Origin of the sequence: Microvirga sp. HBU67558, from assembly GCF_018069605.1 — a bacterium.
In the GTDB taxonomy this organism is placed as follows: Bacteria; Pseudomonadota; Alphaproteobacteria; order Rhizobiales; family Beijerinckiaceae; genus Microvirga; species Microvirga terrae.
Window position 1 is genome coordinate 1 of record NZ_JAGPUP010000481.1, and the last position, 23815, is coordinate 23815.

Here is a 23815-nt window from a genome sequence, read left to right on the forward strand (position 1 = left end):
TGTCTCATTCGAGCTATCCCGGCCTCATGCTGTGGGAATGACCCGCAACGCCCATCAAATACAAGGTCTCATCAAAAAACACCAAGCGGTGCGGCTGTTGGCGCATGCGGGGCTGACGGTGAGTATGCCAGACGCGGCGCTCATCCCGCACGTCGGCGCGTGCGCACTCCGCCGCCATCAGGGCTTTTTTTATAACTGAAGCCGCACCGGCACAGGAAACGCGAGAGCATCGCCGGGGCTGCCACCACCCCATGTTCCTCCAGAAGCCGGGCCGCGAGTTCAGGCATGGTGATGGCGGGCCTTGCCTCGACGGTCTGGATCAGGAAACTCTCATAAGGCACCAGCTTGCCGCCTCCCGGCGGGCGGCCTTGCCGGGCTGGCGCCGGCGAACCGGTGTCCCGCGTTCGCCGCACCAGCTTGATGGCGAAGCTCTCGCTGACATCAAAGTGCTCAGCGGCCGCCCGGCAGGAATGACCTGCCTGGACAAAGTCGGCCACCCGCACCCGAAGATCGAGAGAATAGCAGTGACCCATGATCCACCTCCCGTCGGACGAAGTGAATCACAGATCGCACCAGCCCAAAACCCTGGGAGTCGGATTTCCAGTCCGGTGCTCTAGGGCTCTCAAAGACCTGCCGCAAGCTCGAGCTGTCGTTCTTCACCTATCTCGGGGATCGGCTCGGCCTGAACACGGATCAGCCGAAGATCTTACCGCTGGCCGATCTCATCATCCACTCAGCCTGAGGCTTGGCCCCCGAAACTGCCCCGATTATATGTTGCCCGAGCGCCGAAGGTCCAAGCGGCAACGAAGGGTAATGGATCAAGTCGCCTTCTTATGGCGAGGATCATACCTCACAAGCTCGCCTGTCAGCTTCTTTCCCTCGTCGATCAACCTCTTAGCCTTCTCGCGCAGCTTGTTCTTTTTCGCATTGCTGCGATGCTTCTCACTGCCTTTGCCCATTGTTAATCTCCCGGATCTCGATGTCTCGTTGTAACGACGCCTCGCAGACACGGTTCCAACCTCTCGCCCGCTGTTCAGATGCCAAGCTCTGACACGAAGCTGCCGTTTGCAATTTTCGTTCTGCGTTTGAGATTGGCATCGCTGGACACGTGCCCTGATGTGCGGACAAGGTCGGGGTGCGTCTCGTAAACGGCACGCAGCTGGGCCTCAGGCGGTGCGGATCCTGTCATCGAGCAGAATGGCCATCTTTCGCGCAAGCCGGCGGCGGATGACCGTGTCGCTGACTTCAAGTTGGAGGGCGCGGGCCTCGCGGGCTAGCACCTCTTCCTTCAGGCGACAAGAACGCTGAGTTCAGCATCGGTCGGCGGGCGGCGCCATTGGCGTGCCCACATCTCCTTCAGCCATTCGGTATCCGCAGCGGTGATCCAAATGACCGGCAATGACGTGCCGGTCTCCTCACCTGGGAGAAGGGCTGCATAGGCGGCAAACAGCAACCCGCCGAGGGCGAGAAAATGCAGCAGCCCTTCCTTCAGCAGCCTCATGACTCACTCCTCCGTGCCTCCAGTATTCATGGGATTGGGAGTATTGCGCAATCGGTAGGGGTCTCGGCTTGGCAACCATGGAACCGCGCCTTGCGGGGCAAATCGACTGTGATCGTTCCGACGTCGTCGGCGGCACAGGACGTCTGCTGATCTCCTCGCCAAGGGATGAGCAAGCGTCACCATCCCACCTCATTCGAGCGCTAGGATCGTGGACATGCCCAGCCTCGACCTGATGACCGAGCGGGAGCTGCTCGCGCACCTCCATCAGCTTGCCGTTGAATGTGACGGGCTCGACCACCGCATCGCGCTCGCGGCCCACCGGCAGCGGTTCGCCCAAACGTCTCGGGATGCCGAACAGGCCGCAGGAGACGAGCAGACCCTCCTGACCGAGCTGAGCCGGCTCATGGATCGGATGCGGGCGACCGAGGGCCACCTGCGGCGGGTGAGGGGCCAGCTTCGTCCCCTCCAGCCCCACGACACACTTGTCGGCTGACCCATCAGGGCCAGCCGCTTCCGGTTCATCCTGACGCGGCACCCAGGTCCACCTGCTCGGCCGGAGGACTAATGATGATCTTTGAGATTGATCCGCTCATCGCTTCGGGCGTGGTGCTGGCAACGGCCACGACCGATGCGGCTTACGTCTTCTTCAACGCGGCCGTGGTGGCCCGGCACCGGATCCGGGCGGCGAATTGGAGCGCCATCTGGTACCTGCTCTCTGCCTTTGCGGTGATCAGCTACACGGAGCAGGCAGTCTACGTTGCCTTCGCAGCCCTCGGCTCCTGGATCGGTGCCTTCGCCTCGGTTACCTGGCTGGCGCGGATCCCGCCGATGAAAGCCTGATGGGATGAGCCATCCGGGAGGCAAACCGCTATCCCCAGGTGTGAGCTATGGCTGATATCCTGGAGAGCATAAGGAATTGTGGGGCTCTCAGTCATGGGTTTGTTTCAAGAGCCACCCTTGCAACACGTTGACGCTGGCATCGAATGGGACTGCACTCCAGCGCTTCATACCTGCCCCACGAAACCTTATGCTCTCCTGAGAGGAGACTCGACCGCAGAGACCTCGCGCCCTCTGTCGGTATAAGAGCAAGGGCAGGAGACTTTCGATGGCCCTGACGGGCGTTTACGGCGGGAGGGCAGGGCAGGGCAAAGGTGAAGAGCGGACCTTGTCAAGGCCGCGCTTAACGGCCGAGGTTGACCGACGCAGACCTTCCCAGACCTTGGTTCTGTCCTGCGACTGCAGACACGTGGACCCTTTTGCGTGCAATGATCATCAGCGACGCACCGGCTTGTCAGTCATCCCGGATGATGCTGGCCCTTGCAATACGAGAGCCACCTCGGGGGCACGGGCTGTCGCCGAAGTCTAGCCCGTTGTAGACGCAACGCCCCGTTGTTCGGACGCCGTGGAGCCGCTGCCTGCGCTATGCCACGGCTGCTTTTCCCGTCCCAAAACCGAAAGCTACTCAGAAGTTTAGGCCGAGCAAGAGACGGGGTCTGGGTTCCAGGCCGAATTACAATGAGCGTCATCAGGCCTAGTCCAAGTCGCTGCAACGGAACCAGCCGGAGAGGATCGAAAAACCACTTGCGAGAGCTCTCGTCTCCAAAAGGATTAGCCCTTAGGAGGGCGTTCGCTATCGGGAACTGCCCTGGTTCAGAAAGGTTAATGCCTCGTTGAGTGTGATCTTAGGACAGCTCTCCTACACAGTTACGTCTCGTCCGAGCTCAATGGGCGAGCCGGAGCGGACGTTCACGCCTGTGTTGGACCAGAAACTATCGCAAGGGGCCAAAATCTATGGACCAAAACGTCGTCTACAAGGCGCAAATCCTTCCGCTTGCCCGTAATCCCCTCCACCATGTGACCACCTATCTTCTCTGCCGGAACAACCTTCTGCGCACCGGCATTGCCCAGCTTCTAGCAGGATCCAAGTTCAGTCTCGCAGGCGATCCGTCTGCTGGTGTGCCAGACCTGTCAGACACGAACGCCAATCCTCCCACGCTCATCCTGATCTGTGAGAGCCTCTCGGCGGAGGGTTATGGGGAACTCATCCGTGAGCTGAAGGAGCGTTGCCCGGGCGCTCGACTGGTGCTCCTGGCAGACCACCTGGAGCCGCAGGCAATCGGGCACTTGATTGAGGCCGGTCTGAACGGCTTGTGTTCAACGGGCATGTCGCAGGACGCCATGCTCAAGGCATTGGAGCTGGTGATGCTGGGAGAAACCTTCCTGCCGGCGTCAGTTGGCTTTGCCCTGCTCAGCCAAGTTGCAGCTCAGAAACCAAAGCTGATGGTGATCAGCGGCAATCCCGCCTTGGAGGCAAGCAGATTCTCTGACCGGGAGACCCAGATCCTGCGGCTGCTCACAACGGGTGCCTCAAACAAGCTGATCGCACGCGAGCTTGGCCTGGCTGAGGCGACGGTGAAGGTTCACATCAAGGCCATCCTGCGGAAAGCCAAGGCCGAGAACCGCACCCAGGCAGCCATGTGGGCCACGCAGTTCCTCCATCCAGAAACAAGCCAAGAGGATAGGCACCTCGCAACCTAAGGATGCCTGCAGCATCTGCAGCGGAAAACGAGGCGGTCATGCCGCCTTGTTTCCTTAGAACGTGCAGCGGTTGCGTGGAAGCGGCAGAGCTGATTCCATAGGGTTGGTTGTGGTCGGCGGGGAGGCGGCCCGTGGGGAAATGTTGCCGTCGGTCCTTCCTCGTCATTACCTTGGCAGTGGAGGCGTCCTGCGGATGCTTCAAGCTTTGAACCATAAAGCAAAGCCGCAGCCAAAACAGGAACGCCCCGGCTGAGGGCTGTCTGAAACCTCAACCAAGGCGTCGTGCGGCTTTTGAGGAAACCCGCGGACCAGAAGTTAGGTCAGAGCGGGGAGGTGTCAACGCCACTAAGCGTCCGGGTCCTGTGTGACCGACATCCGCAGAACCATCTGCTGGTCTGGGTTTCTAAGTGGAGTAACAAGGGGCGCTTTGCCAAGCGTGAACAGCGCCACAAGCGTGAGGAATATGTGAAGTTTGGAGAAGGGCACGAAAGCACCTGGGTACGCAAAAAACAGGAGCGGGTTTTGGCCCTAAGATCCTGAATCAAACCTTTCTGGCACAACGAAAAAATAGGCCTCTTTCACCGGAACTTTCACGCCGTTTGCGCACTGCCCAGAGCAGCGGCCGAACGCCCGGATTCTTATCCACATCCGCCCACAGACGGGGTGTTTCATGCCTCATCACTTGGGGCCCGCAAGAGATCCATTCCTCCTCCGCGGCCGGTACGTTCGCTTGGGCTTGGCATCCTTGCCCAGCAGGCGGCGAGATCCTGCAGCGCTGCCGTCCAGTGAGAGGATAGCCAGCCGGGCGAGCATGACCCCACGGTTCACAGCAGCTTCTCGAGCAAGAACGTCCACCACCATCATGTGCCGTGCCGGCATAGGTATCGTCACGCGGCGCATACCGCCGCGGCCGGCCAGCTTGATCTCTCTCTGACGGACCAGGCGGATGATCCGGCACACGTTCTGGCCGAGGCGCTCTCCGATCTCCTCAGAGGAAAAACCGTCAGCCCCCAGCTCGGGGATCTGCGCTATCAGTTTCGCCCGCTCGGCCGCCGGGGCAGGCCTCATGAGCTGTTCCACCCAATTCATTGAGCCATCCACTACTGTCTCCCTGTTATTGAACCTGCTTGGGTGCAGTTGAAATACCAGCGGTCGTGGATAGGATCGTATGGCCCAGCCAGCCTCGGGCACAGTTCAAGATCATCCAAGCCGTCTCTATAACTCGCTGTGTCATTGAGCCGGCCCTCATTGTCTTGAAAGGGTCATGGATGGCTCCAGCTTCATCAGCATGAAGCACGTGGACATGCGCAAGCTGCCGGCGGCAAGTCATTGGGCTCCGGGAGCGCGGGCTGACCTACCGGGCGATTGCGGCCCAGGTTGGGCTGTCGCCAACCGGGGTCTTGGACATCTGCCAGCAGTTTGCGGCCGAGGGCGCGCCGGGGCTGGTGAGCAAGCCACGCGGGCGCAAGCCGGATGAGCAACGGCATGACTGCTCCGGTTGCTTCCGGCTGGAGCATTTGCCGGGTGGGACTTGCACCCACGGGAAAGCGCCGCCTTGTCACGGCGCACACCCTGATCGGACGTTGAACGGCTCCTCCCTTGCCCGAGAAACAAAAAGGCCGCCTCTGGGAGACGACCTTCTCATAATCCGAGCGCATCCAGCGTCACGGCACGATCCTGCCTACAAAGGCCCAATGGTCTCCTTGCGGATCCTTAAAGCCGTCGCGCTCTCCGCCTAGCGAACGATGCCTCGCCGCCCGTGACCCAGAAGAAGCCGATAGGCTAGCCGGGCCGCAACGCGCGCCGTCTGGTCGTCCCGGTCGAGGACCGGGTTCAATTCGGCAATGTCGGCGAGCGCGAGCTTGCCGGAGGATATGACGTCGTCGATTAGGTCCTCGATGATCTCAAGCGCCACGCCTCTCGCCGCTGGAGCCGATACTCCAGGGGCAACTGCCGCGGGCAGCACATCAAGATCGATCGACAGGTAGACTTTGTCCGCTGCGATCAATCTCTGCGCCAGCCCTGCACGAAGGTCTGGGCTTTCGCTTTGCCGCATCTCTTCGTCGAGCCGGTACTCGACACCAAGCTGGCGGGCCCGATCAAATAGCGCCGTGGTGTTGGAAAGCTCGCTGATGCCGAAACAGAGATAATTGAACGCGGTGCCATGCGCCGAGCAGAACTCGGCGATCTGGCGGAACGGTGTGCCCGAGTTAGGAACGGGCGCGAGACGCAGGTCGAGATGCGCATCGAGATTGATCACAAGGATCCTTGTCGTGGCAAGCCGGTCGCTCAGATGTTTCGCCAGGCCGAGAAAGCTGCCATAGGCGACCTCGTGCCCACCGCCGAGAACAACGGGGCGCATATCGCGGTCGAGCAGCGTGGCAACAGCGTCGGCGAGACGCTCCTGTGCACTTGAAAGGTCTCCATCCGTGCAAGCGACATCTCCTGCCTCAAAGATCTCGACGGGATGATGCACCGGCAGCCGTTCCAGCATGCGACGGATGGCGGCAGGCCCTTGGGCCGCTCCGACACGGCCGAAGTTGCGGCGCACGCCTTCGTCGCTAGCAAAGCCGATGAGAGCGGATCCACCCCGGACGTCGGAAGTGAGCGGGCGTATGACATCCTCGACGCGGAAGACCGACCCGACCTCGCCCTGGTCACTCGGCAGACCCACTCGGGCCGCCGCAGATTCTTTGAATGTCATGAGATATCAGTTCCGCGTGATGACAGCCTGCAGGAACGAACCCGTGCGCGGGTTCTGCGGGGAGCTGAAAACCTGCTCGGGCGGACCGGCCTCGATGATTTGCCCGGCATCCATGACCATGACCACGTCGGCGACCTCGCGGGCGAAGCCCATCTCGTGTGTCACCACGATCATCGTCATGCCCTCCCGCGCGAGCGCCTTCATCACCTGCAGGACCTCGCCCACGAGTTCGGGATCCAGAGCCGAGGTCGGCTCGTCGAACAGCATGACACGCGGCTGCATGGCGAGTGCACGGGCGATCGCCACCCGTTGCTTCTGGCCGCCTGAGAGCGTTGACGGATAGGCGGCTGCCTTTTGGGCAAGACCGACCTTGGCGAGAAGTTCATGCGCCTGCGCGTCGGCCTGGGCCTTCGAAATTTTGCGCAGCTGACGAGGTCCGACAGTGACATTCTCCAGGACCGTCAAGTGCGGAAACAGATTGAAGGACTGGAATACCATTCCGACCTGCATGCGCAGGGCATTGAGCTCGCGATCGGGGATGAGCTGGCCGTTCTTGACCAGATCCGTTCCGCAGATCGTAATCGACCCTTCCTCGGGCACCTCGAGCGCATTGCAGCAGCGCAGGAGTGTACTCTTGCCCGAGCCGGATGGACCGATGATGACGACGACCTGCGACGGCTGAACTGACAGGGCGACATCATTCAGGACTCGGTGTGAGCCGAAGCTCTTTCCGATGCCGCGCACCGCCACGATAGGATTTGCGGTAGTGCTCATTGCACGACTCCCCCGGCGCGAAGGCGCGTTTCCATATGGCGCAGCAGAAGGCCAGTCAGGCTGGTGAGGATCAGGTAGACGAAAGCGATGGCCAAATAGACCTCGAGGGAGCGGTATGAGACCGAAATGATCTTCTGCCCCTCGTGCATGAGGTCAGCGATGGTCAAAAGCGAGACGAGCGCGGAGTTTTTGATGAGCGCGATGAACTCGTTGCCGAGCGGCGGGATCATGCGAACCACCGCCTGCGGTAGGATAATGATGCGCATCGCTTCGCGGTAGGACATGCCGAGAGAGCGCGCGGCCTCCATCTGGCCGCGGTCGATCGACTGGATGGCACCGCGGACGATCTCCGACACATAGGCGCCCGAATAGATGCCGAGGCCCAGCACACCGCAGACGAAGGCGGGCAACAGGATGTTGAACTGCGGCAGGCCGAAGAACAGCAGGAACAGCTGTACCAGAAGTGGCGTGCCCCGGATGAAGGTGACGTAGCCTGTCGCAAGGCCATAGACCAGCCTCTTGCTCGGATCGAGCCGCGCGATGCCGATGAGAAGGCCGAGTACGCAGCCGAGCAGGAGCGACGCAGCCGTTATCTCAATGGTGACGACGGCGCCGTGAACCAGCTGGGGCCAGCCCTGCCAGACGGGAGTGAAATCTAAAGTCATCCGGGACACACTCGCTAGTGATTAGGGGATCAATTGCCGGCCTCGAACCATTTCTGGACGAGCTTGTCATAACTGCCGTCGGCCTTGACCTTGGCGAGAGCGCCGTTCAGCTCCTTCGTCAGTTCGGGCAGGTCCTTGCGGACGGCCATGCCGTACTCCTCGACCGTGAGCTGCTTGTCGATCACCTTCACGCCCGGACGGCTCTGCGCGAAGAGCTTCGCGGCGGGCTTGCCGGTCACGGCGGCATCGACGCGACCGATCTCGACGAGGCTGAACATCTCCTGGTTCTTCTCGACTTCGACGCGCTCCACCTTCGGGAACCTCTCCTGCAGGTAGGCGACTGACTTGGTGCCGACCTGGACCGACACCTTCTTGCCCTCGAGATCCTCGGGCCCCTTGATCGTGGTGTTGTCCTTCTTAACGAGCATCACGAGACCGCCCGGATAGTAAGAGTCTGTGAAGTCGACGACTTTTTTCCGTTCATCGGTGATGTAAATGGCCGACACAGCCATGTCGAAGCGCTTGGCGAGCATGCCGGGAATAAGGCCCTTGAAGTCGATAGAGGTCCATTCGACCTTCTTGCCCATCTTCTCGGCCAGGGCCTCAACGAGTTCGATGTCGAAGCCCGTCAGCTTGCCGTCCTTTTGGAACTCGAACGGCATAAAGGTCGCATCGGTCGCGACGCGCAGCGTGTCAGGTGTCTGAGCCTGCGCGACGCTCACACAGGCCAGTGCTCCGACTAGGCCGAGAGCGAGCTTACGAAGTAACGTCATGTGGTACCCCTCTGTTGTTGACGTTTAGACTTGGTGGAGACACAGCGAGATGGCTTTCGCCGCCTCGATGGTTTGTTGCACGAGTTCATCGCGCCGATTGGCGACGCGCGTGCTCGGGATCATGAGGCTGATGCTGCCTTCGAGGCGTTCGCCCGGCGAAAAAATCGGCGCGCTTGCGCCCCAGACGCCGGGATCGACCTCGCCTTCACTCTCCGCATAGCCGTTCGCGCGGATCGCCTTCAACTCGCGGAGGAGGGCCGAGCGTTCGTCAGGGTTCCCGCCGAGAAGCCGGTCGCAGACTTCGTCCTGCACTGATTGAGGCAAGAAGGCCAGCAAAGCCTTCGCCGAAGCGCCGCGGCTTAGGGGCTGCGAGCGTCCTTTGCTGTACGAACACCGCAGGGACAGCGGACTCTCGATCATCTCGACGCAATAGACGTCTGTGCCCAGCGCCTTCATCAGGCCGACGCTCTCCTGCGTGCGCAGGGACAGGCGCTGCATCTCGGGCAATGCCAAGGCCAGAACATGCGAAGTCCGATCAAAATTCTGCGCGATCCGCATGCAGACCGGGCCCGGGCCGTATCCAATATCGCGCCCGAGGTCGACGATGAAGCCGCTCTCTTTGAGAGAGGTGAGATGCCGGTAGGCACTCGACAGCGGAATGCCGGCAAGTTCACTAACCCGCTTTGCGGACAAAGGCTCCTTCGCGGTCGCAACCGTTGCTAGCACATCCAAAACCCGTTCCGCACCCGACATCCGGTTCCTCAAATTCTCACTAAACGGGATTACTATTATCAAATCTTGAGAAAAACAAGCCTGTCAGTTCGTAGTATGGCGGCAACTCAGCAGTTACCTGGATCGCCTACAGGTTTTAATAGGGACGTCGCAATGCCAACGATATCCCTCTTCAACGAAGACCGTGCGGCATCGCGGTAGGCCGCCGTTGTGATCGCTCATGATCGAGGAGTGGGAACACATCGAAATGTCGCTTGTTGGCACCTCTCGGAAGTAGACCCAAAGTCTGCTCTCGCGAGGAACACCGGAGGTTCCTGGAGGTCAGGGGATCGGCAGTGCGTGACCCAATGCAGGCATTCCGGATTTGCGCTGCTAGGGGAACTCGACACTCATGATGTTGAAACTTCGCGCCTTGGAAGAAAGCTGGGCGCTAATCAACTCGCGTGGAAATCTCATCTGCTAGGCACTTACGCACGTGACAGTGTTAGCGCTTCCTCAAAATCAGCCGTCCTCAGGCTCTCATCTGAGAGTCCCCGCTCGATGGCCTTAGCGATGGCCAATTCCGCATCAGGATGACCCAGATGCTCGAGCATCATAGCCCCTGCCCAAATTTGTCCGACCGAGCTGGCGACCCCTCTGCCGGCGATGTCCGACGCAGAGCCATGGGCTGGCTCAGCTCCAAACCAATGTTGAACCAACTACTTAGATCAAGCAGTAAAATTGCTCACCAGCCTCTAATAGCTTGCATTGAGCAATGGGATTGCTCGCAGTCCCACAGCTAGATGTTTGATCCCGGGGTTTGATGGTGCGATATTATCCTCAGGATGGAGGGACGCGCTATGGGCCAAGTTCTCCATGGGAGCGCCACGACGACAGAGGCGATCCGTCGAGCAATACAAAATAGTCAAGCGAGCTTGAGGGCCCTGGCCGAGCGCCATGGCATCAACCCCAAGACCGTCGCCAAATAAAGGAAGCGGGACACCACCGCAGATCGCCCGACGGGGCCGAGAGCACCGCATTCCACGGTGCTCTCGGTCCAGGAAGAGGCGATCGTCGTCGCCTTCCGCCGGCATACCCTGCTGCCGCTGGATGACTGTCTCTACGCCCTGCAAGCCACAATCCCGCACCTGACGCGCTCATCGCTCCATCGTTGCCTGCAGCGGCATGGCATCAGCCGCCTGCCCGAGGTGACCGGCGACAAGCCCGCCAAGAAGAGGTTCAAGGCCTACCCCATCGGCTATTTCCATATCGACATCGCTGAAGTGCGCACTGAGGAGGGAAGGCTCTATCTGCTGGTCGCGATTGATCGCACCAGCAAGTTTGCCTTCGTGGAGCTGCACGAGAAGGTGACGACCGGGATCGCCGGCGACTTCCTGCGCGCGCTGATCACGGCCGTGCCGTACAAGGTGCACACGGTGCTGACCGACCATGGCATTCACTTCACCACGCCCAGTAACACGGCTTCTGCAGTCCCGCTGATTAAGAAAGCGATGAAACGCGGCGAGCTCTTCCGGGCCCATGCGTTTGAGTATGCGTGTGCCCAGAACGATGTGGACCATCGCCTGACCAAGCCGAGACATCCCTGGACCAATGGGCAGGTTGAGCGGATGAACCGCACCCTCAAAGACGCGACGGTCAAGCGCTATTACTACGACAGCCATGACCAACTCCGGCAGCATCTGGCTGACTTCGTGAACGCCTACAACTTCGCTCGAAGGCTCAAGACTCTGAAGGGCCTCACACCCTACGAGTTCATCTGCAAAACCTGGCTCAAGGAACCCAAACGCTTCAAACTTGATCCGGTCCATCAAATGCCGGGACTGAACATCTAATATTCGACTAAAGAGCGACGCCAATGTAGAGGCGGATCGCGCTAGATTACTTCGACCGAAGTATAGCCTACAGTCTTGTAGAGCTATATTGTGACCGTAACCATGTGCCAGTAGTGGCTGAGAGATACTGACATGAACAGTCGAGATAATAGTCATGAATCCCTCGAAGACCGGGCACGGCTATTTTCTCGGTGGGCCTATAATGTAAATGTGGCCTGGTTCGACATAGCCCCGCATGCCTGTGCGGACATGAACAGGGGACATCCTCAAGCGGATGAGAAACTTCGACTGATATTTTCGCTTTTGGCAGTGATCGGTATTTGCTTCACCTATCTCCTTGCCAACGAGTAGATCCGAGCCCACGAATTTCGGCATTGTTGCAGTAGCTTGGATATGACACTGTGAACGCAGGCGAACAGGTGGTTCTGGCTGTAATACCGGACAACTGCTCAACGAAACGGACCCCACCTGTCGGTCCTAGCTGCGACAGAATGCAGTGGTCCCGACGGACCATCCGCATGACGTCAAAGTCCATAGGGGTCACAGAAGCAGTTTTCATCCTCGGAAGCCGGGTTTCGGCCGGATCGCGCACTTGTGCGCGCCATGATGCTGTTTAGGTATTTTCGATGTCCGATGTACGACCTCTTTCGGCAGCAGCCCTTCGTTCTGCAGGAGCCAGATCAGTTTCGGTTAAGAAGCAAGCTTGTCGGTCGTGAGGGATGTAGGCGGGTGGTCGCTCATCGTGTCTGATGCCTTGCGCGGGAAGCGATAAACCGCTCGGGTCTTCCGGCAGTCTGCCAACATGAAGTCGTTCAGTTGCCCGTGCTTGTCGACCGCGCGGGAGAGATATTTTCAGCGGCCGCCGACGCGCACAGAGGTCTCATCCACGCGCCACGAACCGGATCGATACCCCTTGATGCTGGTGCACCCTCTTCACGATCTCAAGGGGATACTGCTGAACACAGCGAAAGATCGCGCTCTGGTTGGCCTCCACGCCGCGCTCCTGGATCATTTCGGCAAGATCGCGGAAACTGATTCCGTAACCTCGTTCCGAGTTTTTGCGCCGTCCTCTCGACTCTCAATCTGGATGAGCTCTTCAGCGATTACCATGTCGTTGCGCTCGCAGTTGTGCTCGAAGGCATCGGCCTTGCTGAGAGCAGTCGCGCCAGAGCCTCAGCTGAGGCCCCCATCAGCCAGGATCGTGCGACCGGTGATCCAGCCTGAATCTGGAGCGGCTAGGAAGGCGACGATGCCCGAGATATCGTCTGGTAGTCCGATTCGTCCCAGAGGGGTTGTGGAGCGGATAGCCTCACCCCGCTCCTGAATGATCGCTGCGGTCATATCGGTTTCGATGACGCCGGGCGCCACCGCGTTAATTGTGATACCTTTTGGTCCGAGCTCTTTGCTGAAGGCATGGACCAAGGCCGATACCGCCGCTTTTGATGCAGCGTAGACCGAACTGGTCGGGATCGGGCTGGTAGCAAGACGTGACGAGAAGTGCACGATGCGACCCCCCGGCGAAGTCATGAAGGGAACGACCGCCTGCGTCAGCAGAACCGTCCCAACCACATTGGCGTCCATGATCTCCCGAACGAAAGCCGCATCCATCGAGCCAAGCGGTCGGTAAGGAGCGATGCCCGCACTGTTGACCAGAATATCAATGCCGCCGAATTGAGTGGAGACGGCCCGTAAGAGGCTATCTATCGCAGAGCTCTGTGCAACGTCAGCTTCGAACGCGGCAGCTTTTCCTCCAGCTTTCGTAATTTCGGCTACGACGTCATCCGCCGCGTCCCGACGAGTTTTGTAAGTTACGGCAACCTGCGCTCCCATGGAGGCAAGCCTCCGAGCAACAGCAGCGCCGATGCCGCGTGATCCACCCACCACCAGCGCGGCCTTCGAGCTTAGAGAAGACGATGCATTCATGAACGAGGTTCCTGTCGAAAACGATGAACTCGACCTCTCGTGGGATCATATTCGATCGAGCAACATTCTAAGCGCCGCAAGCGTAAAGCCGAAAGTTAAGTCTCACCGCTCAAGCACCGATAGACAGCTCAGAGGGCTCTGTTGCATCAATCTTGGCAGTTTAGAAAAGGCGACGATCTGAGCGCTGCCTGATCTCCGGCTCTATCTCTGCGTCCCCCAAGCTCCGGATCCAACAGCGGCCGAAAAATTGACCTTTTCGTGACTCACTGGAATGGCCGCGGCCTTGAGGACCGTGGCTTCCCAGTTGTCAAGATAGGCCTGACGCTCGCCATCGCTGACACGCGGAGCCGCATAAGCGACGAACGGCGGCAGAACCTCGAAGCCCATATATTGCAGCAGCAATCGTTCGACCGGGTAGAGGACGGTTCCGATCTCGCCGTACACGCCCTCTTTCGTGAAACGTTGCGGTGTGCCCCCAGTGGTCACCGAGAACAAGGCCCGACGGCCTTTGAAGAGGCCAGTATCGAAGCGGGTGCCATCTACGTAGGCGAAGCCGTAGGCGAGTACCCGGTCGATCCACCCTTTCAGAATGGCGGGTGTGCCGCCCCACCATAGAGGAAACTGCAGCACCAGCAGGTCGGCCATGCTCACGCGCTCCTGTTCACGCCGGATCTCCGGCGCGAAAGTGCCATTGCGTGCCGCGTGCTCCTGTTCGGACTGATAATGAAACCGCTCTGGATTGACCACGGACGTGAAGTCGTGCCGACCGGCCACGGGATCAAAGCGTTCAGCATAAAGATCCGACACTTCTACCGTGTGGCCCGCGCGAATGAGCGCCTCAACGGCTCTGTCCTTCAAGGCTCCCGTGAAGGAGGCGGGCTCGGGATGGGCATAGACGATCAGAGCATGCATGGCATCGGGCTTTCTGCAGCGCCAGGGTGCTGCGAGTGAGGGCGGCCGGTATCCTAAAAGGCAACGCGGTCGCCACCCTTCAATTCGAGAATGTCGCGCACCTCATCGGGTGTCGCGATCTCGAGGCCCAAGCCCTCAATGATGGTACGGGCCATACGAACCTGCTGAGCATTGGATTCTGCGAGTTGGCCTGGTCCAGCCCAGAGGGAATCCTCCAGTCCCACGCGAACATTGCCGCCTATGGTGGCGGCCATGGTGATGAGCGGCATCTGGTTGCGTCCGGCAGCCAGGACTGACCAACGATAGGCATCTCCGAACAATCGGTCCGCCGTGCGCTTCATGTGCATCACATCCTCAGGATGGGCGCCGATGCCCCCGAGGATGCCGAAGACGCTTTGCACGAAGAAGGGCGGCTTCACCAATCCCCGGTCCACAAAGTGCGCGAGGGTATAGAGATGACCAATATCATAGCATTCCACCTCGAAGCGCGTGCCGTTATCGGAACCAGTAGTCAGGATATGTTCGATATCGAGAAAGGTATTTTTGAAGATCCGGTCCTTGGAGTCTTCGAGGTAGGGGCGCTCCCAATCATGCTTGAACTCCTTGAAGCGGTTTAGCATCGGGTAGAGGCCGAAATTCATGGAGCCCATATTGAGGGAGGCAACCTCCGGCTTGAACGTGGCAGCCGGACGAAGCCGCTCCTCCACGCTCATAGTCGGCGCGCCGCCCGTGGTAATGTTAATGACACAGTTCGAGCGCTGCTTGATGACCTTCAGAAAAGGCTCGAATCCTTCCGGGGACTGATCCGGCTTTCCGGTCATCGGATCTCGAGCATGGAGATGAACGATGGCTGCGCCAGCCTCGGCTGCGCCGATGGCCGCTTCCGCAATCTCCTCCGCCGTCACCGGAAGGTGCGGCGACATGGATGGGGTATGGATGGAGCCGGTGACGGCACAGGTGATGATAACCTTGCGGGGCTTTGCCATGAGATAGGTGTCTTTCTTCCCGAGCAAATGCCGACTGGCCGCTTTTATCATCTTGGCAGAGGTAGCAGTTGCCTTCGCTGAGCAAGGGTGTGCTGCGACCCTCAGCGACTGACGGATGCGGGAAGGCTGGCTTCAAGGCCCAGCGTGCGTGCCGCGTTGAGTGACACCATCTTGCGGATGTCGCCGTCGGAATATCCAAGTTCCATGCAAAGCTTGATTCCCCGGCGAATGCCCTCAATGGGATGGATGTTGCCGATCTGGCCGAGATCGGAGCACAGAATCGTGCTGTCGACGCCCGCCGCATCGATATGCTTCTTCAGATCTTCCGGCGCGCTTGTCTGGAACTTGTTGCCTTCCAAGAACATGCAGAGAGAGTGCTCGACGGCAGCACCCATAGCGGCAATGCCGCGCACATCCTCGAGTGACGCGCCGACGATATCCTCGGGATGGGTGAAGATCATGCGCTTTACGCCCCGCTTCTTCGCTTCCTCGAAGATGATCCAGGTTTCTCTGGCATGGACATGGCCGCTTGCGAGTGCGAGGTCGGTCTTGGCAATCACATCGAGGATTTCCTTCACGTCGTCGCGCACGGCTTTGTTCGCGTCCAACACGGGAATGGCGCGTGCCGGACGGATTTTCTGTGTCGATGCCGGGTGCACCCAGCCTGAGGTCTTTTCCCACTCGAAGTGGTTTTCCGCCGCAAGCGTCGGCAGCCAGACGATCTTGCCGCCCATGGCGGCCGTGTGCTCGACGGCATAGGCATTGAGGCCGCCCACCACGTTGTTGAGCGCGATGCCGGAATAGACCTTGGTGGTGAGTTCCGGATAATGTTTGCTGATCAGCGCTGCCGTCATTACGCCGGAATAGTCGTGATCCTTCGTGACGATCGCGGCAAAGCCCGCAGCCGAAGCATCGCGCGCGAGTTCGAGATGATCGACGCTGCGGGCGGCGATGGAAGGCCCGCTATGAACGTGCGGGTCAATGGCTCCAACGAGCAGGTCGTCGATCCTTTGTTCAACCGTCTTCTGAGCTGTTGCCGAATCCATGATGAAAATCCTCTACTTATTATGGACTGCTTCGGTTCAAGCCTTGGTGGCGGCGAACTCGGCCAGAACTTGGCTGGCAGCCTGGCGCATCAAGCCTTGATCAGATGAGATGATGAAGCTCGTGGCTCCATATTCCGCGAACGTGGCGGCTTCCGCCGCATTGGCCGCCATCATGCAGATGGGCTTTCCCGCCTTCCTGCCGGCAGCGCAGATGCGCCTGACTACATCGAGAATCTCGAGGGAATCCATCGCTGGTGCGCCGAGGGCTACCGTCAGATCCCCGCGCCCGATGAAGAGCCCGTGAATCCCATCGACAGAAGCGATCGCCTCGATGTCGTCGAGGGCTTCCGGATCCTCGATCATGGCGATCACCGTTACCTCGGCATCGGCCGCGTCCACATGCTGCCAGATGCCCCTGCCGCCGTAGCGGCCGGCACGGGGTGAATTGGAGAAGCCCCGTTTGCCCCCGCGATACCGGCATGCGGCTGCGATCTCCTGGGCCTTCTGGACCGACGACACGTGGGGAACAAGCACACCGGCGGCCCCATCATCGAGAACGGAAAGAAGACGCGAGGGGGTAGGTTCCGCGACCCGGACGATTCCAGCCGTGCCGCTGGCGCGAGCGGCAAGGAGCAGCATGTCGATGGTGACACGATCGAACGGTGCGTGCTCCTCGTCGATGACCACAAAGTCAAAACCGAGATCGCCGAGGATTTCGGTGGTGTGAGTGGTCGGGGTTTTCACGAAGGTGCCGATGAGGCGTTCGCCCGACGAGAGACGCCGCCGGAAGGCAGCGGCGGCAGGGCGATCCTGTGGCGTTGACATGGGGGCGGCGTCTCCCTATGGTGTTTCGTTAGGCAGAACGTGGTTTCGATAAACGTTCGCACCGTTGGGCTTGTCAGTCAAGCGTCGGCCGATCTGTTGAGCCTGCCGCCTTTCGTGACAGCGTGGGCGGATCACGTAGAACTTCTTGGGAATAAGACGATGCCACGAATTGTGGGTGAGGCGGGCGACGGGGTTCAAGCCGTCGTCCTGACATTGCGGATCCTGGAGCGGTTGGCGGAGGAGGGAAGACCCATGGGCGTCACCGCCCTTGCCCAGGCTCTCGGAACTACGAAGAGCCGGATCTACCGCCATTTGAGGACCCTGACGCAGGAGGGCTATATCCTGCAATCCTCCGATACGGAGCGTTATCAGGTAGGAGCAAGGCTCGCAGCGCTTGGCCGCTTGGCCGGGGACACATTCGACCTCACGAGCGTGGCGGCAAGCACCCTCCGCGAATTGCGGGATACGCTCGGAAATTTCTCGGTCGTATCCCAGGTGGAGCCTGAGGGGGTTCGCGTATTGGCGACCCTACCGGGAAAATCGCCGATTGAGATCGGCGTGAAACGTGGATCCTTGCTTTCATTCCATGGCTCGGCTCAAGGCAAGGTCGCTCTTGCTTTCGGGGACGAGAGCCTGCGCGCATCTGTGTTTCGGTCGCGCCTCGAGCTTCTGACGCCCAAGACCATCGTCAGTCACGCCGTCCTGCGCAAGGAAATCGAGAAGGTGCGGCGGCAGGGGTGGGCGGTCGCGGCCAACGAAGTGGTCATCGGGCTCAACGCCTTGGCGGCTCCCATCTTCAGCGCAGGCGGGGTGCTCATCGGCACTGTCAGCATCGTCGACTCCATTCAGTTCATCGAGGAGGAGCCGACCCGTGAACAGACGGAACGCATCGTCGAGGCGGGACGAAAGATCTCAGCGGCCCTTGGTTTCGTCGAAGGCGATATTCTGCCGGTTGACATGCCCAAGTCGTAACGGCATCGTAGAGAAAATAGAACGTTGTTCTGAACAACGAAACAGAGAGGAAACACCTATGAACCGTCTCGGCCTTTTGACGGCCTCACTCCTGCTCTCGGCCCTGCCATTGACAGCGTCGGCGCAAGATACGTTCAAGATCGGCTCGTCCGTAGGACTGACGGGCTATGCAGCGGTGAATGACCGCGCGTGGCGCGACAGCCTTCTGCTGGCCGCCGAGATGCTCAACGCCAAAGGGGGACTTCTCGGCAAGAAGGTCGAAGTGGTCGTCGAGGACAATCGCTCGGAGCCCCAGGAGGCGGTGGTCGGATATCGCAAGATGATGTCCAACGACGAGGTGCAAGTCTTCGACAGTGGCTGCGTCTCCGCAGGCAATTCCGCGGCAGCGGGCTCCGTGGTCCGGGCCAAGGTCCCCATGGTGCTGTGCTCGATCCTGCCCAACCGACCCGAAGAGCAGAAGTGGGCCTTCAGCGTGCTGCCGCCGCCCCGGTTCGAGGTGGAATCGCGCTATCAGTACCTCAAGGACAAGACCGAAATCCGCAAGGTCGGCATCCTGCACGATCCCACGCCTTACGCTCTTCTTACGAAGGACCTCGGCGTGAAGATGGCGAAAGACTTCGGCCTCGAGGTGGTCGCCGTCGAGACCTACAACACCAACGATGCGGATCTCAGCGTTCAGATCGGCAAGATCAACGGCGCAGGCGCTGGTGCGATCATCAAGATGGGGCAGGGCGGATCGACCGTCACGGTGGCCAAGAACATCAAGCAGCTCGGCCTCGACAAGATGCTTCTGATGGCAAGCCTGGACGACGGTGAGACCTTCACGCAGGCCGGCGAAATTCTGGGTGATCGCTTCATGTTCGTCGCGCCCGGCGTGCAGATTCCGGAATCCATTCCCGAAGGTCCTGCCCGTCAGGCGACGGAAGACTTCCTCAAGATCTGGCGCGAGAAGCACGGCAACCGCGACGCCAACGCCGCGGGCCGTGCCTGGGATTCGATGATGCTCATCGCGAAAGCGGTCGAGACGGCCAAGTCCACGGACGGCACCGCGATCCGCGACGCCTTTGAGAAGATCTCCGGCTTCCAGGGGGCATTCGCGTCGTTCAACTTCTCGCCCGAGCAGCATAACGGCATCACCGAGAATCCCTTCCGCATCGGTGTCGTCCGCGACAAGAAGCTGGCGGCCAGGTGAGCGGTCTCGCCATGGCGCCGGATCGGGCTCTGCTCGATGTGCGTGACATCTCCGCTCACTATGGCCGTGTTCACGCACTCAAACCTACCAATCTTCACGTCAAAGAGGGCGAGCTCGTCACGATCCTCGGGCCCAACGGAGCAGGGAAATCCACCCTGCTCCGGGCTCTCACCAAGCTGACTGCATCCAAGGGACAGGTTCTTTTCAAGGGTCAGGACATCAGCGCCCTGCCTACTCATGCCCTGGCTCGCCTCGGCATCATCATGGTGCAGGAAGGGCGAGGTCTCTTCGGGCAGATGTCCGTCATGGAGAACTTGATCTTGGGCGGCTACACCCTGACCGGATCCGCGCGTGACGCGGAGCAGCGTCTGGATACGGTGTTCGGGCTTTTCCCGCGCCTGCGGGAGAGAACCAATCAGGTGGCGTCCTCCCTTTCCGGCGGCGAGCAGCAGATGCTCGCCATCGGGCGGGCCCTGATGGCCGACCCGAAGCTCCTCATGCTCGACGAGCCATCGCTCGGCCTTGCGCCCCGCGTCGCCGCCGAGATCATCGAAACTCTCGGTGAGCTCAACCGGCGCGGGCTCGGCATTCTGCTTGTCGAGCAGAAAGCGCCTCTCGCGCTCAAACTGGCTAAGCGCGTCTACGTGATCTCGCTCGGTGAGATCGTTGCGGAACTTCCAGCTCACGAGATTCAATCGCACCATGACCTCGCCCGCTATTACCTCCACTGAGCAAGCGCCTCCGCGCATTCGCGGCAGCTTCGGCCTGGCGATGCCCGTCATCGTCGCGGTCGCTGCTATCCTCATCGCATTCGGGTTCAGCGGCTATCTCGTCACGGTTTTCGGCTTCGCGGCCATTTACGGGATCTTCGTGACCGGCCTGAACTTCTTCATGGGCTATACGGGCCAGGCATCCTTCGGTCAGAACGCCTTCGCGGCCTTGGGCGGATACTCCTCCGCCATTCTCACGGCAACGTATGGTTTCGAACCCATCGTCGCTCTCTTCCTGGCGATGATCCTATCCGGCGTCGTGGCGCTGGTGGTGGGCTATCCCACCCTGCGCCTGCGCGGGCATTATCTCGCCATGGCGACCTTCGCCCTCGGCCTGATCGTGTACGAAATCGCCGTGGAATGGACGAGCCTGACGCAGGGCTACATGGGCTATTCGGGCATTCCGCCCATCGGCATCTTCGGTTATGAGCTCACGACCGAGAAGACGCAGCTCATTGCTCTCGCGGCTATTCTGCTCCTGGGCGTGTGGATCTCCAGCCGCCTGCGTCATTCCCGTTTCGGCCGGGCTCTGAGGGCCATCGCGGGCAGCGAGCAGGCGGCAAGCGCTCTCGGGATCAAGGTATCGCGCTACAAGCTCGCGGCCTTCGTGGTCGCGGCTCTTTATGCTTCGGTGGCGGGATCGCTGTTCGCCCATTTCGTGGGCTTCATCAGCCCTGAGGTGTTCGGCACGAACATGGTCGTGTTGAGCTTTACGATGCTTTATCTCGGCGGCATCGGAAGCGCCTGGGGGCCGGTGATCGGCGCCGTGATCGTTTCTCTGCTCCCCGAGGCCCTGCGCGGCCTGAAAGAGCTTCAGGACGTCTTCTACTGCGCCATCCTGATCGCCATCCTCATCTTTCTGCCCAAAGGCCTGACAGGCTTGGCCGCTCTCGTGCAAGATCGTACGGGATGGGGGAGGAAGTAGGCATGTCTCTTCTTTCCATCCGCAATGTCACTAAGCGCTTCGGCGGTCTGGTCGCCAACGACTCGATCAGCATCGAGGTCCCGGAAGGCACGCTGTTCGCAGTGATCGGTCCGAACGGCGCCGGAAAGACCACGCTGTTCAACATGGTTTCCGGTACCTTCTCACCGACCTCCGGCTCCATCCACTTCGACGGGCAGCAGATCAGCAGCCTCCCTCAGGATGAAGTGGCGGGACGCGGTCTCATCCGAACCTATCAGCTCGTGCAGCTCTTCAAGGATCTCACGGTCGCCGAGAACGTGCAGGTCGGTTTCCACCGGGTGACCAAGGGCGGCATCGGTTCAGCCTTGTTTCATCCGAGGTGGATGCGCGAGCAGGAGCGCGAGATCGCGCAGGAAACGCGCAACATCCTCGCCTTCGTGGGCCTGGGCGACCGGCATGACGTTCCTGCCGATCAGCTGCCTTACGGCCAGCAGCGGCTTCTCGAAGTCGCCCGGGCGTTGGCCGCCAAGCCGCGCCTGATGCTCCTCGACGAGCCGGCCGCAGGTCTCAACGTTCAAGAGACCGAAGCGCTCGCCGAAGTGATCCGCGCTGTGCATGCCCGTGGCATTACGGTCGTGCTGATCGAGCACGATATGGGCCTCATCATGAAAGTCGCCCAGCGCATAGTCGTTCTCGACTTCGGCCGGAAGATCGCCGAAGGCACTCCGGACGAGATCCGGTCCCACCCCGATGTGATCGCCGCCTATCTTGGTGGAACGGAGTACGCCAATGTCTGATGCCACCCAAATCATTCAAAGTCTCGTCAACGGCGTCGGCGTCGGCCTGATCTACGGCCTCATCGGCATCGGCTTTTGCGTCATCTACAACGCCAGCGGCATCGTGAACTTCGCCCAGGGCGTTTTCGTGATGCTGGGCGGCATGATCTGCCACGCCCTGCTGACACGCCTCGGCCTGCCGATCTACCTGGCCGCATTGCTGGCGATCCCGATCACGGCCGGCATCGGCATTCTGATTGAGATCCTCGTCGTGCGTCCCATGTGGAACCGGGGCGCGGCCCTGTTCGCCATCGTGCTGGCGACGCTCGCGACGCAGATCATGATCGAGCGCATTACCATCCTGACCCTCGGCGACCAGCCGCGCAGCTATGATGAGTTCACCTCTGGGGGGCCGTTGAAGCTCGGTGACGTGGCAGTCGGATACCAGCTGTTCTGGATCCTGGGCGGCGGCGCTCTGATGGTGACGCTGCTTTGGCTGTTCTTCACCCGCACCCGGACTGGGCGCGCCCTGCGGGCCTGTTCCCAAAACCGCGAAGCCGCAGCTCTCCTTGGCATCCCGGTATCACGCATGCTGCTCGTTTCGTTCGCCTTGAGCGCTGCCCTTGGAGCCGTGGCGGGCATCCTGGTCACGCCAACCCAGGTGACCGCCTTCAATGTGGGCACGCCCTTCGGCGTGAGCGGCTTCATCGCCGCCATTATCGGGGGCTTCGGCAGTGCTGCGGGCGCGCTTGCGGGCGGCATCCTGCTCGGCGTGCTGCAGGCCATCGCCATCGTGCTGTTCGGTGCAGGCTTGAAGAACGTGGCCGCGCTGTCGACCCTGCTGGTGGTGCTGCTCTTCTTCCCGAGCGGGATCTTCGCAGGCCTGAAAAGTCTCAGGAAAGCGGCTTGATCCGATGCCGACATCATGATGTCGCAGGCCGCAATGGTGTCGGCCCGCGCAGGTTTTCCCATGGAGATGTGAACCATGTACGACAAATCCGATCCACGCGCCGCACTCGCGAGCGTGCCTGCTGCGGCCGGTCCGGTCTGGACCGAGTACTCGCCAGCCGATTACAGCCGTTTCTATGAGACGCAGCCGCAAGAGAGCGGCTCCTGGGGACGAACCTGGCTGGTCCGCGGTCAGAACGGCATCGTGGCCTATTCGGAGGTGGAGGCAGGTGCTCGCTTCGACCGGAAGGATCAATTGGACGAATGGGTGCTGATCCTGCCGGATCCCAGCATCACGGCAACGATCACGGCGGGCGGGGAAACCAAGACCGTCGACGGCTACTCGGTTACCTTCATCCCGCCGGGCGACAGCACCCTCGCCATCCATGAAAAGGGGCGCGTGGTCCGCCTCTTCACCACGCAATCGCAGGATCTCGCGGCGAAGTGCCCAAACGCCTCGGCCCATGAGACAAGGCATGAGAACATGCCTGAGTTCCAACCTTGGCCCGTGCCGTCGGACGGCTATCGCATCAGAACCTACAGCCTCGACGTACCCGAGGAGCCCGGACGCTTCGGTCGGATCTGGCGCTGCACCACCTTCATGGTGAACTATCTCGCGCCTCAGATCGGGCCACGGGACATCACCAAGCTCTCGCCTCACTACCATGACGAGTTCGAGCAATACTCTCTGGCCATGCAGGGTTCGTTCATTCACCACATGAGATGGCCCTGGACTCCCAACATGAAGATGTGGCGCCAGGACGAGCACGAGTTCTGCGGCACGCCGTCCGTGGCCGTCATTCCTCCGCCAGCGATCCATACCACCCGCGGCATGGACCCGGGCATCAATCAGCTCGTCGATATTTTCTCGCCCCCGCGCATGGATTTTTCCCTGAAGCCCGGATGGGTCCTGAATGCCGATGATTACCCGATGCCATGATCTGTCTGCAGGGTGGCCGGACTAGGCTGCCCTGGCATTGTCATGTCTGGATGGCGCCCGTTTGGCAATGTGCTTATTGATGATGCTTGGGCCTAGCGGGGC

At 60.4% G+C, this 23815-nt stretch carries 26 protein-coding genes and 3 pseudogenes; 12 read left to right on the forward strand and 17 right to left on the reverse strand.

Annotation, left to right across the window (positions count from 1 at the left end):
- Positions 1 to 140: 140 nt before the first annotated feature.
- The 3 genes from KBI52_RS08730 to KBI52_RS08740 all read right to left on the reverse strand — a co-directional run bounded on the left by KBI52_RS08730 (position 141) and on the right by KBI52_RS08740 (position 1501).
- Positions 141 to 533 carry a transposase gene (locus KBI52_RS08730; protein ID WP_210806785.1) on the reverse strand — a complete coding sequence of 131 codons (393 nt, stop codon included), beginning with the start codon at positions 531 to 533 and terminating at the stop codon, positions 141 to 143.
- 285 nt (positions 534 to 818) lie between these two features.
- Positions 819 to 959, reverse strand: coding sequence for a hypothetical protein (locus KBI52_RS08735; protein WP_210806787.1), 141 nt, complete (start codon positions 957 to 959; stop codon positions 819 to 821).
- A gap of 329 nt (positions 960 to 1288) precedes the next feature.
- Positions 1289 to 1501 (reverse strand): hypothetical protein, encoded by a 213-nt coding sequence (locus tag KBI52_RS08740; protein ID WP_210806789.1) that lies wholly within the window; start codon positions 1499 to 1501, stop codon positions 1289 to 1291.
- 214 nt (positions 1502 to 1715) lie between these two features.
- Here KBI52_RS08740 and KBI52_RS08745 point away from each other — a divergent pair, with 214 nt between their 5' ends.
- The 3 genes from KBI52_RS08745 to KBI52_RS08755 all read left to right on the forward strand — a co-directional run bounded on the left by KBI52_RS08745 (position 1716) and on the right by KBI52_RS08755 (position 4039).
- Positions 1716 to 1994 carry a hypothetical protein gene (locus tag KBI52_RS08745; protein ID WP_210806791.1) on the forward strand — a complete coding sequence of 93 codons (279 nt, stop codon included), beginning with the start codon at positions 1716 to 1718 and terminating at the stop codon, positions 1992 to 1994.
- 71 nt (positions 1995 to 2065) lie between these two features.
- Positions 2066 to 2341, forward strand: coding sequence for a hypothetical protein (locus KBI52_RS08750; RefSeq protein ID WP_210806793.1), 276 nt, complete (start codon positions 2066 to 2068; stop codon positions 2339 to 2341).
- Positions 2342 to 3292: 951 nt separating this feature from the next.
- Positions 3293 to 4039 carry a response regulator transcription factor gene (locus KBI52_RS08755; RefSeq protein WP_210806795.1) on the forward strand — a complete coding sequence of 249 codons (747 nt, stop codon included), beginning with the start codon at positions 3293 to 3295 and terminating at the stop codon, positions 4037 to 4039.
- Between the two features lie 678 nt (positions 4040 to 4717).
- Here the strand turns inward: KBI52_RS08755 and KBI52_RS08760 are convergent.
- Complete coding sequence (locus KBI52_RS08760; RefSeq protein ID WP_210806797.1) at positions 4718 to 5128, reverse strand: hypothetical protein; 411 nt, start codon at positions 5126 to 5128, stop codon at positions 4718 to 4720.
- A gap of 275 nt (positions 5129 to 5403) precedes the next feature.
- Between KBI52_RS08760 and KBI52_RS34020 the strand changes: the two genes are divergently transcribed.
- Positions 5404 to 5778, forward strand: a complete 375-nt coding sequence (locus tag KBI52_RS34020; protein ID WP_371823143.1) for a hypothetical protein — start codon at positions 5404 to 5406, stop codon at positions 5776 to 5778.
- Here KBI52_RS34020 and hutG read toward each other — a convergent pair.
- From hutG to KBI52_RS08795, 7 genes and pseudogenes are all read right to left on the reverse strand, one after another.
- Positions 5775 to 6713, reverse strand: a complete 939-nt coding sequence (gene hutG / locus KBI52_RS08770; RefSeq protein ID WP_371823144.1) for a formimidoylglutamase — start codon at positions 6711 to 6713, stop codon at positions 5775 to 5777. The genes KBI52_RS34020 and hutG overlap by 4 nt on opposite strands.
- A 36-nt stretch (positions 6714 to 6749) precedes the next feature.
- The gene (locus KBI52_RS08775; protein WP_210806801.1) at positions 6750 to 7517 is read right to left on the reverse strand and encodes an amino acid ABC transporter ATP-binding protein; all 768 of its coding nucleotides are present in this window, start codon (positions 7515 to 7517) and stop codon (positions 6750 to 6752) included.
- Positions 7514 to 8182: an amino acid ABC transporter permease gene (locus tag KBI52_RS08780; RefSeq protein WP_114948035.1), complete on the reverse strand. Its 669-nt coding sequence runs from the start codon at positions 8180 to 8182 to the stop codon at positions 7514 to 7516. Before KBI52_RS08780 ends, KBI52_RS08775 begins: the two co-directional genes overlap by 4 nt.
- A 29-nt stretch (positions 8183 to 8211) precedes the next feature.
- Positions 8212 to 8955, reverse strand: a complete 744-nt coding sequence (locus tag KBI52_RS08785; RefSeq protein WP_210806803.1) for a glutamine ABC transporter substrate-binding protein — start codon at positions 8953 to 8955, stop codon at positions 8212 to 8214.
- Positions 8956 to 8979: 24 nt separating this feature from the next.
- Positions 8980 to 9513, reverse strand: coding sequence for an IclR family transcriptional regulator (locus tag KBI52_RS08790; RefSeq protein ID WP_247654283.1), 534 nt, complete (start codon positions 9511 to 9513; stop codon positions 8980 to 8982).
- Between the two features lie 57 nt (positions 9514 to 9570).
- Positions 9571 to 9708, reverse strand: a pseudogene (locus KBI52_RS34025) (helix-turn-helix domain-containing protein); the annotation flags it as partial.
- Between the two features lie 446 nt (positions 9709 to 10154).
- On the reverse strand, positions 10155 to 10385 hold the full coding sequence (locus KBI52_RS08795; RefSeq protein ID WP_210806807.1) for an isocitrate/isopropylmalate family dehydrogenase: 231 nt from the start codon (positions 10383 to 10385) through the stop codon (positions 10155 to 10157).
- A gap of 141 nt (positions 10386 to 10526) precedes the next feature.
- On the opposite strand from KBI52_RS08795, the pseudogene KBI52_RS08800 reads away from it, so the two are divergent.
- Positions 10527 to 11519, forward strand: a pseudogene (locus KBI52_RS08800) (IS481 family transposase).
- Between the two features lie 690 nt (positions 11520 to 12209).
- Here KBI52_RS08800 and KBI52_RS34030 read toward each other — a convergent pair.
- From KBI52_RS34030 to KBI52_RS08830, 6 genes and pseudogenes are all read right to left on the reverse strand, one after another.
- Positions 12210 to 12359, reverse strand: a pseudogene (locus KBI52_RS34030) (DDE-type integrase/transposase/recombinase); the annotation flags it as partial.
- 333 nt (positions 12360 to 12692) lie between these two features.
- Positions 12693 to 13442 (reverse strand): SDR family NAD(P)-dependent oxidoreductase, encoded by a 750-nt coding sequence (locus tag KBI52_RS08810; RefSeq protein ID WP_210806809.1) that lies wholly within the window; start codon positions 13440 to 13442, stop codon positions 12693 to 12695.
- A gap of 201 nt (positions 13443 to 13643) precedes the next feature.
- Positions 13644 to 14354: an NAD(P)H-dependent oxidoreductase gene (locus KBI52_RS08815; protein WP_210806811.1), complete on the reverse strand. Its 711-nt coding sequence runs from the start codon at positions 14352 to 14354 to the stop codon at positions 13644 to 13646.
- Between the two features lie 53 nt (positions 14355 to 14407).
- On the reverse strand, positions 14408 to 15340 hold the full coding sequence (locus KBI52_RS08820) for a 3-keto-5-aminohexanoate cleavage protein (RefSeq protein ID WP_210806813.1): 933 nt from the start codon (positions 15338 to 15340) through the stop codon (positions 14408 to 14410).
- Positions 15341 to 15441: 101 nt separating this feature from the next.
- Positions 15442 to 16386 (reverse strand): DUF6282 family protein, encoded by a 945-nt coding sequence (locus KBI52_RS08825; RefSeq protein ID WP_210806815.1) that lies wholly within the window; start codon positions 16384 to 16386, stop codon positions 15442 to 15444.
- Positions 16387 to 16422: 36 nt separating this feature from the next.
- Entirely contained in the window at positions 16423 to 17211 is a 789-nt protein-coding gene (locus KBI52_RS08830) for an HpcH/HpaI aldolase/citrate lyase family protein (protein WP_210806817.1), read from the reverse strand.
- Positions 17212 to 17370: 159 nt separating this feature from the next.
- Here KBI52_RS08830 and KBI52_RS08835 point away from each other — a divergent pair, with 159 nt between their 5' ends.
- The 7 genes from KBI52_RS08835 (at position 17371) to KBI52_RS08865 (ending at position 23713) form a co-directional block, all read left to right on the forward strand.
- Positions 17371 to 18183, forward strand: a complete 813-nt coding sequence (locus tag KBI52_RS08835; RefSeq protein WP_210806819.1) for an IclR family transcriptional regulator — start codon at positions 17371 to 17373, stop codon at positions 18181 to 18183.
- Positions 18184 to 18241: 58 nt separating this feature from the next.
- On the forward strand, positions 18242 to 19375 hold the full coding sequence (locus tag KBI52_RS08840; RefSeq protein WP_210806821.1) for an ABC transporter substrate-binding protein: 1134 nt from the start codon (positions 18242 to 18244) through the stop codon (positions 19373 to 19375).
- The gene (locus tag KBI52_RS08845) at positions 19372 to 20106 is read left to right on the forward strand and encodes an ABC transporter ATP-binding protein (protein WP_262266466.1); all 735 of its coding nucleotides are present in this window, start codon (positions 19372 to 19374) and stop codon (positions 20104 to 20106) included. The genes KBI52_RS08840 and KBI52_RS08845 overlap by 4 nt, the downstream gene beginning before the upstream one ends.
- Entirely contained in the window at positions 20078 to 21070 is a 993-nt protein-coding gene (locus KBI52_RS08850) for a branched-chain amino acid ABC transporter permease (protein WP_210806824.1), read from the forward strand. The genes KBI52_RS08845 and KBI52_RS08850 overlap by 29 nt, the downstream gene beginning before the upstream one ends.
- A gap of 2 nt (positions 21071 to 21072) precedes the next feature.
- Complete coding sequence (locus KBI52_RS08855; protein WP_210806826.1) at positions 21073 to 21846, forward strand: ABC transporter ATP-binding protein; 774 nt, start codon at positions 21073 to 21075, stop codon at positions 21844 to 21846.
- The gene (locus tag KBI52_RS08860) at positions 21839 to 22735 is read left to right on the forward strand and encodes a branched-chain amino acid ABC transporter permease (protein WP_210806828.1); all 897 of its coding nucleotides are present in this window, start codon (positions 21839 to 21841) and stop codon (positions 22733 to 22735) included. Before KBI52_RS08855 ends, KBI52_RS08860 begins: the two co-directional genes overlap by 8 nt.
- A gap of 75 nt (positions 22736 to 22810) precedes the next feature.
- Positions 22811 to 23713 (forward strand): hypothetical protein, encoded by a 903-nt coding sequence (locus KBI52_RS08865; RefSeq protein ID WP_210806830.1) that lies wholly within the window; start codon positions 22811 to 22813, stop codon positions 23711 to 23713.
- Positions 23714 to 23815: the final 102 nt, after the last annotated feature.

Coding starts and splice junctions, on each gene's coding strand:
- KBI52_RS08850 (WP_210806824.1), top strand. CDS start 20,078: ATGACCTCGCCCGCTATTACCTCCACTGAGCAAGCGCCTCCGCGCATT.
- KBI52_RS08755 (WP_210806795.1), top strand. CDS start 3,293: ATGGACCAAAACGTCGTCTACAAGGCGCAAATCCTTCCGCTTGCCCGT.
- KBI52_RS08840 (WP_210806821.1), top strand. CDS start 18,242: ATGAACCGTCTCGGCCTTTTGACGGCCTCACTCCTGCTCTCGGCCCTG.
- KBI52_RS08780 (WP_114948035.1), bottom strand. CDS start 8,182: ATGACTTTAGATTTCACTCCCGTCTGGCAGGGCTGGCCCCAGCTGGTT.
- KBI52_RS08865 (WP_210806830.1), top strand. CDS start 22,811: ATGTACGACAAATCCGATCCACGCGCCGCACTCGCGAGCGTGCCTGCT.
- KBI52_RS08760 (WP_210806797.1), bottom strand. CDS start 5,128: ATGAATTGGGTGGAACAGCTCATGAGGCCTGCCCCGGCGGCCGAGCGG.
- KBI52_RS08790 (WP_247654283.1), bottom strand. CDS start 9,513: ATGCGGATCGCGCAGAATTTTGATCGGACTTCGCATGTTCTGGCCTTG.
- KBI52_RS08815 (WP_210806811.1), bottom strand. CDS start 14,354: ATGCATGCTCTGATCGTCTATGCCCATCCCGAGCCCGCCTCCTTCACG.
- KBI52_RS08785 (WP_210806803.1), bottom strand. CDS start 8,955: ATGACGTTACTTCGTAAGCTCGCTCTCGGCCTAGTCGGAGCACTGGCC.
- KBI52_RS08830 (WP_210806817.1), bottom strand. CDS start 17,211: ATGTCAACGCCACAGGATCGCCCTGCCGCCGCTGCCTTCCGGCGGCGT.
- KBI52_RS08730 (WP_210806785.1), bottom strand. CDS start 533: ATGGGTCACTGCTATTCTCTCGATCTTCGGGTGCGGGTGGCCGACTTT.
- KBI52_RS08860 (WP_210806828.1), top strand. CDS start 21,839: ATGTCTGATGCCACCCAAATCATTCAAAGTCTCGTCAACGGCGTCGGC.
- KBI52_RS08750 (WP_210806793.1), top strand. CDS start 2,066: ATGATGATCTTTGAGATTGATCCGCTCATCGCTTCGGGCGTGGTGCTG.
- KBI52_RS08835 (WP_210806819.1), top strand. CDS start 17,371: ATGCCACGAATTGTGGGTGAGGCGGGCGACGGGGTTCAAGCCGTCGTC.
- KBI52_RS08735 (WP_210806787.1), bottom strand. CDS start 959: ATGGGCAAAGGCAGTGAGAAGCATCGCAGCAATGCGAAAAAGAACAAG.
- KBI52_RS08745 (WP_210806791.1), top strand. CDS start 1,716: ATGCCCAGCCTCGACCTGATGACCGAGCGGGAGCTGCTCGCGCACCTC.
- KBI52_RS08740 (WP_210806789.1), bottom strand. CDS start 1,501: ATGAGGCTGCTGAAGGAAGGGCTGCTGCATTTTCTCGCCCTCGGCGGG.
- KBI52_RS08810 (WP_210806809.1), bottom strand. CDS start 13,442: ATGAATGCATCGTCTTCTCTAAGCTCGAAGGCCGCGCTGGTGGTGGGT.
- KBI52_RS08820 (WP_210806813.1), bottom strand. CDS start 15,340: ATGGCAAAGCCCCGCAAGGTTATCATCACCTGTGCCGTCACCGGCTCC.
- KBI52_RS08855 (WP_210806826.1), top strand. CDS start 21,073: ATGTCTCTTCTTTCCATCCGCAATGTCACTAAGCGCTTCGGCGGTCTG.
- KBI52_RS08775 (WP_210806801.1), bottom strand. CDS start 7,517: ATGAGCACTACCGCAAATCCTATCGTGGCGGTGCGCGGCATCGGAAAG.
- KBI52_RS08825 (WP_210806815.1), bottom strand. CDS start 16,386: ATGGATTCGGCAACAGCTCAGAAGACGGTTGAACAAAGGATCGACGAC.